Below are 13,775 nucleotides of genomic sequence, written 5' to 3'. Positions count from 1 at the left end.
TGGTCGTCACACGCCATTCTTCAAAGGCTACCGTCCACAGTTCTACTTCCGTACTACTGACGTGACCGGTACCATCGAACTGCCAGAAGGCGTAGAGATGGTAATGCCAGGCGACAACGTGAACATGAAAGTTACCCTGATTCACCCAATCGCGATGGATGACGGTCTGCGTTTCGCAATCCGTGAAGGCGGCCGTACTGTAGGCGCTGGTGTTGTTGCTAAAGTTATCGCTTAATCGCTGATAAAGTTTGACGCGACACGCGATAAAAGGGCATCATTTGATGCCCTTTTTCTACGCTGTGAACTAGAACCTATCTCATCAGCGATTTTGCAGTCATAATCATTGGTGAGATGGGCTCTTAAACCGTATTGACTGAATACGTCATGGCGTAAAACACCGGGATATCGCTCGTGCGGTATCCGATCGGTTTGGTTTGCCTCGCAATGCGAGGCAAAGTTGTTTGTTCTGAATCATCATTGTGACAGGTTGGTTTATGAGTGCGAATACCGAGGCTCAAGGGAGCGGACGCGGCCTGGAAGCGGCAAAGTGGCTGATCGTCGCCGTTCTGTTGGTTGTGGCTATTGTCGGTAACTATTACTACCGTGATTTAAGCCTGCCATTGCGCGCGCTGGCAGTTGTGCTGATCATCGCCGTTGCAGGTGCAGTGGCTCTGATGACCACCAAAGGCAAAGCTACCGTTGCGTTTGCCCGCGAAGCGCGTACCGAAGTACGTAAAGTGATTTGGCCAACTCGTCAGGAAACGCTACACACCACGTTGATCGTTGCCGCGGTAACCGCCGTGATGTCACTGATTCTGTGGGGGCTGGATGGTATTCTGGTCCGTCTGGTGTCGTTTATTACTGGCCTGAGGTTCTAAAATGTCTGAAGCTCCAAAAAAACGTTGGTACGTCGTTCAGGCGTTTTCCGGTTTTGAAGGTCGCGTAGCGCAATCGCTGCGTGAACACATCAAACTGCACGATATGGAAGAGCTGTTCGGCGAAGTGATGGTGCCTACGGAAGAAGTGGTTGAAATCCGTGGTGGTCAGCGTCGCAAGAGCGAGCGTAAATTCTTCCCTGGCTACGTGCTGGTGCAGATGGTGATGAATGACGCCAGCTGGCACCTGGTGCGCAGCGTACCGCGTGTCATGGGGTTCATTGGCGGTACGTCTGACCGTCCTGCGCCGATCAGCGATAAAGAAGTTGATGCGATCATGAACCGCCTGCAGCAGGTCGGTGACAAACCGCGTCCGAAAACGCTGTTCGAGCCGGGCGAGCTGGTGCGCGTCAACGACGGCCCGTTTGCCGATTTCAACGGCGTGGTCGAAGAAGTCGATTACGAAAAGAGCCGCCTGAAAGTTTCCGTTTCCATCTTCGGCCGTGCAACGCCGGTGGAACTGGACTTCAGCCAGGTTGAAAAAGGCTGATCGAATAATCAGCAATAAGCGGTCCGTTGCCGCTTGTCAAAGGCGCGAAATTGAACTACAATTTCGCGCCTTTTGTTTTTAGATGCCTTGCCTGATGTTTGTCCGGCGAGGTTAAACACGGGGAGCCTCTCACGAGGCGATACTACCCAAACCGAGGAAATTTAAATGGCTAAGAAAGTACAAGCCTACGTTAAGCTGCAAGTTGCAGCTGGTATGGCTAACCCGAGCCCACCAGTGGGTCCAGCTCTGGGTCAGCAGGGCGTTAACATCATGGAATTCTGTAAGGCATTCAACGCTAAAACTGACAGCGTTGAGAAAGGTCTGCCGATTCCGGTTGTTATCACCGTTTATTCTGATCGCTCCTTCACTTTCGTTACCAAAACCCCGCCAGCAGCAGTTCTGCTGAAAAAAGCGGCTGGTATCAAGTCTGGTTCCGGTAAGCCGAACAAAGACAAAGTAGGTAAAGTGACCCGTGCTCAGGTACGTGAAATCGCAGAAACCAAAGCTGCGGACATGACTGGTTCTGACGTTGAAGCGATGACTCGCTCCATCGAAGGTACCGCTCGTTCCATGGGCCTGGTAGTGGAGGATTAAGAGATGGCTAAGCTGACCAAGCGCATGCGCGTGATCCGTGACAAAGTTGATGCTACTAAACAGTATGACATCACTGAAGCTGTTGCTCTGCTGAAAGAGCTGGCCACCGCTAAATTCGTAGAAAGCGTTGACGTTGCCGTTAACCTCGGTATCGACGCTCGTAAATCTGACCAAAACGTTCGTGGCGCTACCGTTCTGCCACACGGCACCGGTCGTTCCGTTCGCGTTGCCGTATTTACCCAAGGCGCTAACGCTGAAGCAGCGAAAGCTGCCGGCGCAGAGCTGGTAGGTATGGACGATCTGGCTGAGCAGATCAAGAAAGGCGAAATGAACTTCGACGTTGTTATTGCTTCCCCGGATGCAATGCGCGTTGTAGGTCAACTGGGCCAGATCCTGGGTCCACGCGGCCTGATGCCAAACCCGAAAGTGGGTACCGTTACTCCGAACGTTGCTGAAGCAGTGAAAAACGCTAAAGCAGGTCAGGTTCGCTACCGTAACGACAAAAACGGCATCATCCATACCACTATCGGTAAGGTTGATTTCGACGCAGACAAACTGAAAGAAAACCTGGAAGCCCTGCTGGTTGCGCTGAAAAAAGCAAAACCTTCTCAGGCGAAAGGCATGTACATCAAGAAAGTTAGCCTCTCCACCACCATGGGTGCTGGCGTTGCTATCGATCAAAGCGGTCTGTCTGCCGCAGCGAACTAATCGCACTTGCGATTATCGCTTTGACTTGGGGCCGAGATTTGTCTAGAATCTTATGCCCCAAGGTTTTGCTATTGGCTATGCCGTAGGCAAAACAAAGATTTTTCGGTTGGAGCCTGGCCTATCCAGGCCTCCGTCCAAGACCGCAGGTGTATCGCAAGATGCTTAATCCTTCCTGCGTAGACGGTGACAGAGCCTAAGAAAATTTTTCTTTTTTATAAAAGAATGTCTTTGCTGGATTCTGCTCACCGTGTTAAGCCGCTCGGCGTGGCGTTTTACAAAGCGCCGAGTGAAGTGAGTTCCGGGGGATTTTCCCCGGCTAATCCAGGAGCAAAAAGCTAATGGCATTAAATCTTCAAGACAAACAAGCGATTGTTGCTGAAGTCAGCGAAGTAGCCAAAGGCGCGCTGTCTGCGGTTGTTGCGGATTCCCGCGGCGTTACCGTAGATAAAATGACTGAACTGCGTAAAGCAGGTCGTGAAGCTGGCGTTTACATGCGTGTTGTTCGCAACACCCTGATGCGTCGCGTAGTTGAAGGCACTCCATTCGAATGCCTGAAAGACACGTTTGTCGGTCCAACCTTGATTGCATTCTCTCACGAACACCCGGGCGCTGCTGCTCGTCTGTTCAAAGAGTTCGCGAAAGCGAATGCAAAATTCGAGGTTAAAGCTGCGGCCTTTGAAGGTGAGCTGATCCCAGCGGCGCAAATCGACCGCCTGGCGACGCTGCCAACTTACGAAGAAGCGATCGCACGCCTGATGGCAACCATGAAAGAAGCCGCTGCCGGCAAACTGGTTCGCACTCTGGCTGCAGTACGCGATCAGAAAGAAGCGGCGTAAGCCACTCTTTCTTAGCCTTTGCTAACGTATTTAAACTATTTCTGAATTTTAGGAACAATTGTTATGTCTATCACTAAAGACCAAATCCTGGAAGCAGTTGCCGCTATGTCCGTAATGGACGTTGTTGAACTGGTTTCCGCTATGGAAGAAAAATTCGGCGTTTCTGCTGCTGCTGCTGTAGCTGTAGCTGCTGGCCCAGCTGAAGCTGCTGAAGAGAAAACTGAGTTCGACGTTATCCTGAAAGCTGCAGGCGCTAACAAAGTTGCTGTTATCAAAGCAGTACGTGGCGCTACCGGCCTGGGTCTGAAAGAAGCTAAAGACCTGGTTGAATCTGCTCCAGCCGCTCTGAAAGAAGGCGTGAGCAAAGATGACGCAGAAGCTCTGAAAAAATCTCTGGAAGAAGCTGGCGCAGAAGTTGAAGTTAAATAAGCCAACCCTTCCGGTTGCAGCCTAGTCTTTTAGGCTGATGGCTGGTGACTTTTTAGTCACCAGCCTTTTTGCGCTGTAGGGCGCCAGTAGCGTTTCACACTGTTTGGCTGCTGGTTTCGCCTCCCAATGTTTGTTTCTATCGACGACTTAATATACCGCGGTCTTTGCACTACCAGGAGTTCTGGGGGAAGGCGCGATGAAATGGTTTAAGCGTGATAGCAAGAGATATTGCGGAAAGTGTTCCCGCTTTCCGGTCGACAAAACGGTGTTGCATGAACTGTCCCTAATCGGACGGACAGATTGGGTCACTGATCAGCGAGCTGAGGAACCCTATGGTTTACTCCTATACCGAGAAAAAACGTATTCGTAAGGATTTTGGTAAACGTCCACAAGTGCTGGACATACCATATCTCCTTTCTATCCAGCTTGACTCGTTCCAGAAGTTTATCGAGCAAGATCCAGAAGGGCAGTACGGCCTTGAAGCCGCATTCCGTTCTGTTTTCCCTATCCAGAGCTACAGTGGCAATTCGGAGCTGCAATACGTTAGCTACCGTCTTGGTGAGCCGGTCTTCGACGTCAAAGAGTGCCAGATCCGTGGTGTGACGTTCTCTGCACCGCTGCGCGTAAAACTGCGCCTGGTTATCTATGAGCGCGAAGCGCCTGAAGGTACGGTCAAAGACATCAAGGAACAAGAAGTCTACATGGGCGAAATTCCGCTCATGACCGAAAACGGCACCTTTGTGATCAACGGTACTGAGAGGGTTATCGTATCTCAGTTGCACCGTAGTCCTGGCGTATTCTTCGACAGCGATAAGGGTAAAACCCACTCCTCGGGTAAAGTGCTGTACAACGCACGCATCATCCCTTACCGCGGTTCATGGTTGGACTTCGAGTTCGATCCGAAAGACAACCTGTTCGTGCGTATTGACCGTCGCCGCAAACTGCCTGCGACCATCATTCTGCGCGCGCTGAACTACACCACTGAACAGATCCTCGACCTGTTCTTTGACAAGATCGTCTTCGAAATCCGCGACAACAAGCTGCAGATGGAGCTGGTGCCAGAGCGCCTGCGTGGTGAGACCGCTTCGTTCGATATCGAAGCCAACGGCAAGATCTACGTAGAGAAAGGCCGTCGCATCACCGCTCGTCATATCCGTCAGCTGGAAAAAGACGACATTCAGAGCATTGAAGTACCGGTAGAGTACATCGCGGGCAAAGTGGTCGCGAAAGACTATATCGATACCAATACCGGCGAACTGATCTGCGCAGCCAACATGGAGCTGTCGCTGGATCTGCTGGCCAAGCTGAGCCAGTCCGGCCACAAGCGCATCGAAACGCTGTTCACCAACGATCTGGACCACGGCGCGTACATCTCTGAAACGCTGCGTGTCGATCCGACTAACGATCGTCTGAGCTCGCTGGTAGAAATCTACCGCATGATGCGTCCTGGTGAGCCGCCAACGCGCGAAGCTGCCGAAAGCCTGTTCGAGAACCTGTTCTTCTCCGAAGACCGCTACGATCTGTCCGCGGTTGGCCGTATGAAGTTCAACCGTTCTCTGCTGCGTGACGAGATCGAAGGTTCGGGCATCCTGAGCAAAGACGACATCATCGAAGTGATGAAGAAGCTCATCGATATCCGTAACGGCAAGGGCGAAGTGGACGATATCGACCACTTGGGCAACCGTCGTATCCGCTCCGTCGGCGAAATGGCCGAGAACCAGTTCCGCGTAGGTCTGGTGCGTGTTGAGCGTGCGGTGAAAGAGCGTCTGTCTCTGGGCGATCTGGATACCCTGATGCCTCAGGACATGATCAACGCCAAACCGATTTCGGCGGCGGTGAAAGAGTTCTTCGGTTCCAGCCAGCTGTCCCAGTTCATGGACCAGAACAACCCGTTGTCCGAGATCACGCACAAGCGTCGTATCTCCGCACTGGGCCCGGGCGGTCTGACCCGTGAGCGCGCCGGCTTTGAAGTTCGAGACGTACACCCGACCCACTACGGCCGCGTGTGCCCAATCGAAACGCCGGAAGGTCCAAACATCGGTCTGATCAACTCCCTGTCCGTGTACGCACAGACTAACGAGTATGGCTTCCTGGAAACCCCGTACCGCCGCGTGCGTGACGGCGTGGTGACCGATGAAATCAACTATCTGTCTGCTATTGAAGAAGGCAACTTCGTTATCGCCCAGGCGAACTCCAACCTGGATGAAGAAGGCCGCTTCGTAGAAGACCTGGTCACCTGCCGCAGCAAAGGCGAATCAAGCCTGTTTAGCCGCGATCAGGTTGACTACATGGACGTATCCACCCAGCAGGTCGTTTCCGTTGGTGCCTCACTGATTCCATTCCTGGAACACGATGACGCCAACCGTGCATTGATGGGTGCGAACATGCAACGTCAGGCCGTACCAACCCTGCGCGCTGATAAGCCGCTGGTCGGTACCGGTATGGAACGCGCTGTAGCGGTTGACTCCGGCGTAACCGCCGTTGCCAAACGCGGCGGTGTGATTCAGTACGTGGATGCTTCCCGTATCGTTATCAAAGTTAACGAAGACGAGATGTACCCGGGCGAAGCAGGTATCGATATTTACAACCTGACCAAGTACACCCGTTCTAACCAGAACACCTGCATCAACCAGATGCCGTGTGTGAATCTGGGTGAGCCAATCGAGCGCGGCGACGTGCTGGCGGATGGCCCATCGACAGACCTGGGTGAACTTGCGCTGGGCCAGAACATGCGCGTAGCGTTCATGCCTTGGAACGGCTACAACTTCGAAGACTCCATCTTGGTCTCCGAGCGCGTGGTGCAGGAAGATCGCTTCACCACCATCCACATCCAGGAACTGGCGTGTGTGTCTCGTGACACCAAGCTGGGGCCTGAAGAGATCACCGCCGACATCCCTAACGTGGGTGAAGCGGCGCTCTCCAAGCTGGATGAGTCCGGTATCGTGTATATCGGTGCTGAAGTGACCGGCGGCGACATCCTGGTCGGTAAGGTAACGCCTAAAGGCGAAACCCAGCTGACGCCGGAAGAGAAACTGCTGCGTGCGATCTTCGGTGAGAAAGCGTCTGACGTTAAAGACTCTTCTCTGCGTGTGCCGAACGGCGTTTCCGGTACCGTTATCGACGTGCAGGTCTTCACCCGCGATGGCGTGGAAAAAGACAAGCGCGCGTTGGAAATCGAAGAGATGCAGCTGAAGCAGGCGAAGAAAGACCTGACTGAAGAACTGCAGATCCTGGAAGCCGGCCTGTTTGCGCGTATCCACGCGGTACTGGTTGCCGGTGGCATCGAAGCCGACAAGCTGAGCAAGCTGCCGCGCGATCGCTGGCTGGAACTGGGCCTGACCGACGAAGAGAAGCAAAACCAGCTGGAGCAGCTGGCTGAGCAGTACGACGAACTGAAATCCGACTTCGAGAAGAAGCTGGAAGCCAAGCGTCGTAAGATTACTCAGGGCGACGATCTGGCGCCGGGCGTACTGAAAATCGTCAAGGTTTATCTGGCCGTTAAACGTCAGATCCAACCGGGTGACAAGATGGCGGGCCGCCACGGTAACAAGGGTGTTATCTCCAAGATCAACCCGATCGAAGATATGCCTTACGATGAAAACGGCACGCCGGTAGACATCGTACTGAACCCGCTGGGCGTACCATCACGTATGAACATCGGTCAGATCCTGGAAACCCACCTGGGTATGGCTGCGAAAGGCATCGGTGAGAAGATCAACCAGATGCTGAAGCAGCAGCAGGAAGTGGCCAAGCTGCGTGAGTTCATCCAGAAGGCCTACGATCTGGGCGACGACGTTTGCCAGAAAGTTGACCTGAACACCTTCAGCGACGACGAAGTGCTGCGTCTGGCAGAGAACCTGAAAAAAGGTATGCCGATCGCAACGCCGGTGTTTGACGGTGCGAAAGAGACTGAAATCAAGAAGCTGCTGGAAATGGGCGGTATCCCGACCTCCGGTCAGATCACGCTGTTCGATGGCCGTACCGGTGAGCAATTCGAGCGCCAGGTTACTGTCGGCTATATGTACATGCTGAAACTGAACCACTTGGTTGACGATAAAATGCACGCCCGTTCAACCGGTTCTTACAGCTTGGTTACTCAGCAGCCTCTGGGTGGTAAAGCGCAGTTCGGTGGTCAACGCTTCGGTGAGATGGAAGTGTGGGCACTGGAAGCATACGGCGCGGCTTATACCCTGCAGGAAATGCTCACCGTTAAGTCGGATGACGTTAACGGCCGTACCAAGATGTACAAAAACATCGTGGATGGCGATCACCGGATGGAGCCAGGCATGCCGGAATCCTTCAACGTACTGTTGAAAGAAATCCGCTCGCTCGGCATCAACATCGAACTGGAAGACGAGTAATCGTCATTCCGGCTCAGGCTCCCCGCCTAAGGGAGCCTGAGGGTGGTTGTTCAGGTCACACGGGTACCTACTGCGGTTGTGGGTGCCCAACAGGTTTAACTCCGACAGGAGCCAATCCGTGAAAGACTTATTGAAGTTTCTGAAAGCGCAAACTAAGACCGAAGAGTTTGATGCGATCAAGATTGCTCTGGCCTCGCCAGACATGATCCGTTCGTGGTCGTTCGGTGAAGTTAAGAAGCCGGAAACCATTAACTACCGTACGTTCAAACCAGAGCGTGACGGCCTTTTCTGCGCCCGTATCTTCGGGCCGGTAAAAGATTACGAGTGCCTGTGCGGTAAGTACAAGCGCTTGAAACACCGCGGCGTGATCTGTGAGAAGTGCGGCGTTGAAGTGACCCAGACCAAAGTGCGTCGTGAACGCATGGGCCACATCGAGCTGGCTTCCCCGACTGCGCACATCTGGTTCCTGAAATCGCTGCCATCCCGCATCGGTTTGCTGCTGGATATGCCGCTGCGTGACATCGAACGCGTACTGTACTTCGAATCCTATGTGGTGGTCGAAGGCGGTATGACCAACCTCGAGCGTCGTCAGATCCTGACCGAAGAGCAGTATCTGGACGCGCTGGAAGAGTTCGGTGACGAATTCGACGCCAAGATGGGTGCGGAAGCCATTCAGGCCCTGTTGAAAAACATGGATCTGGAAGCCGAGTGCGAGCAGCTGCGTGAAGAGCTGAACGAAACCAACTCCGAAACCAAGCGCAAGAAGCTGACCAAGCGTATCAAGCTGCTGGAAGCGTTCGTACAGTCCGGAAACAAGCCGGAGTGGATGATCCTGACCGTGCTGCCGGTACTGCCGCCGGATCTGCGTCCGCTGGTTCCGCTGGATGGCGGTCGTTTCGCGACGTCGGATCTGAACGATCTGTATCGCCGCGTGATCAACCGTAACAACCGTCTGAAACGCCTGCTGGATCTGGCTGCGCCGGACATCATCGTGCGCAACGAAAAGCGTATGCTGCAAGAAGCGGTAGACGCCCTGCTGGATAACGGCCGTCGCGGTCGTGCGATCACCGGTTCCAACAAACGCCCTCTGAAATCTTTGGCCGACATGATCAAAGGTAAGCAGGGTCGTTTCCGTCAGAACCTGCTCGGTAAACGCGTTGACTACTCAGGCCGTTCCGTTATCACCGTAGGTCCATACCTGCGTCTGCATCAGTGCGGTCTGCCTAAGAAGATGGCGTTGGAGCTGTTCAAACCGTTCATCTACGGCAAATTGGAGCTGCGTGGCTTGGCCACCACCATCAAAGCCGCCAAGAAAATGGTTGAGCGTGAAGAAGCCGTCGTTTGGGATATCCTGGACGAAGTGATTCGCGAACACCCGGTACTGCTGAACCGTGCACCAACCCTGCACCGTTTGGGTATCCAGGCGTTTGAACCGGTTCTGATCGAAGGTAAAGCGATCCAGCTGCACCCGCTGGTTTGTGCGGCATATAACGCCGACTTCGATGGTGACCAGATGGCCGTTCACGTACCGCTGACGCTGGAAGCCCAGCTGGAAGCGCGTGCGCTGATGATGTCCACCAACAACATCCTGTCCCCAGCGAACGGCGAGCCAATCATCGTTCCTTCTCAGGACGTTGTACTGGGTCTGTACTACATGACCCGCGACTGTGTTAACGCCAAAGGCGAAGGCATGGTGCTGAACGGTTCCAAAGAAGCTGAGCGTGTTTACCGCGCCGGCCTGGCGTCGCTGCATGCGCGCGTTAAAGTGCGTATCACCGAAGACGTCAAGAACGCCGAAGGCGAGTGGACCTCTCAGACCAGCATCATCGACACCACCATCGGCCGCGCCATCCTGTGGATGATCGTACCGAAAGGTCTGCCGTACGCGATCGTTAACCAGCCTTTGGGCAAGAAAGCGATCTCCAAGATGCTGAACACCTGTTACCGCATCCTGGGCCTGAAGCCGACCGTTATCTTTGCTGACCAGATCATGTACACCGGCTTTGCTTACGCAGCCCGTTCCGGCGCTTCCGTAGGTATCGACGACATGGTTATCCCGGCCAAGAAGGCGGAGATCATCGAAGAAGCGGAAACCGAAGTTGCCGAGATCCAGGAGCAGTTCCAGTCTGGTCTGGTGACCGCCGGCGAACGCTACAACAAAGTGATCGATATCTGGGCTGCCGCGAACGAACGCGTTGCGAAAGCGATGATGGAAAACCTGTCGGTAGAAGACGTGGTTAACCGTGACGGCGAAGTGGAACAGCAAGTTTCCTTCAACAGCATCTTTATGATGGCCGACTCCGGTGCGCGTGGTTCCGCCGCTCAGATTCGTCAGCTGGCCGGTATGCGTGGTCTGATGGCGAAGCCGGACGGCTCCATCATCGAAACGCCAATCACCGCGAACTTCCGTGAAGGTCTGAACGTACTCCAGTACTTCATCTCCACTCACGGTGCTCGTAAAGGTCTGGCGGATACCGCACTGAAAACCGCGAACTCCGGTTATCTGACCCGTCGTCTGGTTGACGTGGCGCAGGACCTGGTGGTGACTGAAGACGACTGTGGCACCCACGACGGCATCCTGATGACTCCGGTTATCGAAGGTGGCGACGTGAAAGAGCCGCTGCGTGAACGCGTTCTGGGCCGTGTGACGGCAGAAGACGTCCTCAAGCCGGGTACGGCGGACATTCTGGTGCCACGCAACACCCTGCTGAACGAGAAGGCGTGTGACCTGTTGGAAGAGAACTCTGTCGACAGCGTTAAAGTCCGTTCCGTGGTGAGCTGTGAAACCGACTTCGGTGTGTGTGCAAACTGCTACGGTCGCGACCTGGCACGTGGCCACATCATCAACAAAGGTGAAGCCATCGGCGTTATCGCGGCACAGTCCATCGGTGAGCCGGGTACACAGCTGACGATGCGTACGTTCCACATCGGTGGTGCGGCATCTCGTGCGGCTGCTGAATCCAGCATTCAGGTGAAAAACAAGGGTAGCATCAAGCTGAGCAACGCGAAGTTCGTTATGAACGCCGCAGGCAAGCTGGTGATCACCTCGCGTAACACCGAACTGAAACTGATCGACGAATTCGGCCGTACCAAAGAAAGCTACAAGGTGCCTTACGGCGCCGTGATGGGCAAAGGCGACGGTGAAGAAGTTAACGGCGGCGAAACCGTTGCTAACTGGGATCCGCACACCATGCCGGTCATCAGTGAAGTCAGCGGCTTCATTCGCTTCGCCGACATGGTCGACGGCCAGACGATTACTCGTCAGACCGACGAACTGACCGGTTTGTCTTCTCTGGTTGTTCTGGACAGCGCAGAGCGTACCGGTAGCGGTAAAGACCTGCGTCCGGCACTGAAAATCGTTGACGCTAAGGGCGAAGACGTATTGATCCCAGGTACTGATATGCCTGCTCAATACTTCCTGCCGGGCAAAGCGATCGTTCAGCTGGAAGACGGCATTCAGATCGGTGCGGGTGATACCCTGGCGCGTATTCCTCAGGAATCCGGCGGTACCAAGGATATTACCGGTGGTCTGCCGCGCGTTGCCGACCTGTTCGAAGCGCGTCGTCCGAAAGAGCCGGCAATCCTGGCTGAAATCAGCGGGATTATCTCGTTCGGTAAAGAGACCAAAGGCAAACGTCGCCTGGTGATCTCTCCGCTGGACGGCAGCGACGCTTACGAAGAGATGATTCCGAAATGGCGTCAGCTCAACGTGTTCGAAGGCGAAGTGGTGGAACGTGGCGACGTCGTCTCCGACGGCCCAGAGTCTCCGCACGACATTCTGCGTCTGCGTGGCGTGCATGCGGTTACCCGCTACATCACCAACGAAGTGCAGGAAGTTTACCGTCTGCAAGGCGTTAAGATTAACGATAAGCACATCGAAGTTATCGTTCGTCAGATGCTGCGTAAAGGCACTATCGTTAGCGCTGGTGGCTCCGAGTTCCTGGAAGGCGAGCAGGCTGAAGTGTCTCGCGTCAAGATTGCCAACCGTCAGCTGGAAGCTGAAGGTAAGATCCCGGCAACCTTCTCGCGCGATCTGCTGGGTATCACCAAGGCTTCCTTGGCGACCGAGTCCTTCATCTCCGCCGCATCGTTCCAGGAAACGACGCGCGTTCTGACCGAAGCTGCCGTAGCCGGCAAGCGCGACGAACTGCGTGGCCTGAAAGAGAACGTCATCGTGGGCCGTCTGATCCCAGCCGGTACCGGTTACGCTTATCATCAGGATCGCATGCGTCGTCGTGCTCAGGGCGAAGCGCCGGTTGTTCCGCAAGTCAGCGCGGAAGAAGCGACTGCGAACCTGGCCGAACTGCTTAACGCAGGTCTGGGCGGCAGCGACGACGAGTAATCGTCATCCGCGCCGCGGGCCCGCTACGCCGGGCCTATCGCCAGATAAACCGCTCCCTAGGGGGCGGTTTTTTTTCGCCTCGCGCCGGGTTATGACAAACTTTGCTACTATGGTTACAGCAGAAATTGACCGGCGCTTTTTACCTGACAACCAAGGACAGCACAAAACATGGACAGCCTCATTACCTTCGAAAAACTGACGGCGAAACACCTGCCTTACCTGTATGAGATCCGCTTTTCCGTCGAAGAGAATCTGCTGCATCCGCATCAGATCCAGTATCTGCAGCGCAAGCAGGCGCTGGAAGACATCAACCAGGGCGGTGGCTGGATCTGCAAGTATGGCGAGGACTATGCCGGCGTTGGATTCGGGTTGTTCATCCCCGAACCGTTGATTGGCGGATTGTTCGTGAAGCCGGAATACCAATCAATGGGGATGGGTTCAGCCTTGCTGGCGCGAGTCACTGCCTGGATGTTTGAGCACGGCGCCGAAGCCATTCACTTAACCACCGATCCCGGCTCTAAAGCCGAAGGTTTTTATCAACATCACGGTTGGGAACTGATCGGGCGGGATGAGTTTGGTCAGGCGGAGCTGGTGAAACGCAAAGAGGGTGAATAATGAAAATCAAAGGATTGATGACGTTACTGCTGCTTTCGCTGTTCAGCGCGCCGCTGTACGCGGCCGTTGACTCTTTTTACCTGAAGCCGGCGGACGGCGAGAAGATCAAGGTCACCCGGCAGATGCTGGAGGCGATGCCGTCGCACACGATTAAAACCTCGACCAATTTCACCCCGGAAGAGGCGTTCACCGGCGTTGAGTTTTCGGAGCTGGTGAAAGCGTACCATCTGCAAGGGAAGTCGGTGCGGGCCTTCGCGTGGGACGACTATTCCTATTCGATGTCGATTGACGAGATGATTAAATATCGCGTGATTATCGCCTATCTGCGCGGCGGTAAGCCGATCGACGTGGGGGAGCTGGGGCCGTTCGCTATTATCTATCCGCGCGATCAATACCCCGAGCTGAATAACCTGGACGTGAACGCGAAAACCGTCTGGCAAGTCAAACGGCTGGAGATTAAATGAG

Annotated in this window: 10 protein-coding genes and 1 pseudogene; all 11 read left to right on the top strand. The window is 54.5% G+C overall.

Annotated elements, in window-relative coordinates:
* Positions 1-235: pseudogene (locus IMX17_RS24750) on the top strand (elongation factor Tu); the annotation flags it as partial.
* A 259-nt stretch (positions 236-494) separates the two neighbouring features.
* Positions 495-878: a preprotein translocase subunit SecE gene (secE, locus tag IMX17_RS24745; protein ID WP_004929916.1), complete on the top strand. Its 384-nt coding sequence runs from the start codon at positions 495-497 to the stop codon at positions 876-878.
* 1 nt (position 879) lies between these two features.
* Entirely contained in the window at positions 880-1,425 is a 546-nt protein-coding gene (nusG, locus tag IMX17_RS24740; RefSeq protein ID WP_004929914.1) for a transcription termination/antitermination protein NusG, read from the top strand.
* Between the two features lie 165 nt (positions 1,426-1,590).
* Positions 1,591-2,019: a 50S ribosomal protein L11 gene (rplK, locus tag IMX17_RS24735; protein ID WP_015376316.1), complete on the top strand. Its 429-nt coding sequence runs from the start codon at positions 1,591-1,593 to the stop codon at positions 2,017-2,019.
* A gap of 3 nt (positions 2,020-2,022) precedes the next feature.
* Positions 2,023-2,727: a 50S ribosomal protein L1 gene (gene rplA, locus IMX17_RS24730; protein WP_004929908.1), complete on the top strand. Its 705-nt coding sequence runs from the start codon at positions 2,023-2,025 to the stop codon at positions 2,725-2,727.
* Between the two features lie 338 nt (positions 2,728-3,065).
* Complete coding sequence (rplJ, locus tag IMX17_RS24725; protein WP_004929905.1) at positions 3,066-3,563, top strand: 50S ribosomal protein L10; 498 nt, start codon at positions 3,066-3,068, stop codon at positions 3,561-3,563.
* A 63-nt stretch (positions 3,564-3,626) separates the two neighbouring features.
* The gene (rplL, locus tag IMX17_RS24720) at positions 3,627-3,992 is read left to right on the top strand and encodes a 50S ribosomal protein L7/L12 (RefSeq protein WP_004929903.1); all 366 of its coding nucleotides are present in this window, start codon (positions 3,627-3,629) and stop codon (positions 3,990-3,992) included.
* Positions 3,993-4,324: 332 nt separating this feature from the next.
* On the top strand, positions 4,325-8,353 hold the full coding sequence (rpoB, locus tag IMX17_RS24715; protein ID WP_004929900.1) for a DNA-directed RNA polymerase subunit beta: 4,029 nt from the start codon (positions 4,325-4,327) through the stop codon (positions 8,351-8,353).
* A 118-nt stretch (positions 8,354-8,471) separates the two neighbouring features.
* Entirely contained in the window at positions 8,472-12,695 is a 4,224-nt protein-coding gene (gene rpoC / locus IMX17_RS24710) for a DNA-directed RNA polymerase subunit beta' (RefSeq protein ID WP_033644357.1), read from the top strand.
* Between the two features lie 168 nt (positions 12,696-12,863).
* On the top strand, positions 12,864-13,310 hold the full coding sequence (locus IMX17_RS24705; RefSeq protein WP_046897424.1) for an N-acetyltransferase: 447 nt from the start codon (positions 12,864-12,866) through the stop codon (positions 13,308-13,310).
* Entirely contained in the window at positions 13,310-13,774 is a 465-nt protein-coding gene (locus IMX17_RS24700) for an oxidoreductase (protein ID WP_182265798.1), read from the top strand. The genes IMX17_RS24705 and IMX17_RS24700 overlap by 1 nt, the downstream gene beginning before the upstream one ends.
* Position 13,775 lies beyond the last annotated feature (1 nt).

The sequence above is a fragment of the Serratia sp. X3 genome (assembly GCF_014982455.1).
Lineage (GTDB): Bacteria > Pseudomonadota > Gammaproteobacteria > Enterobacterales > Enterobacteriaceae > Serratia > Serratia ureilytica.
This window is presented reverse-complemented; position numbering and strand designations above follow the sequence as displayed.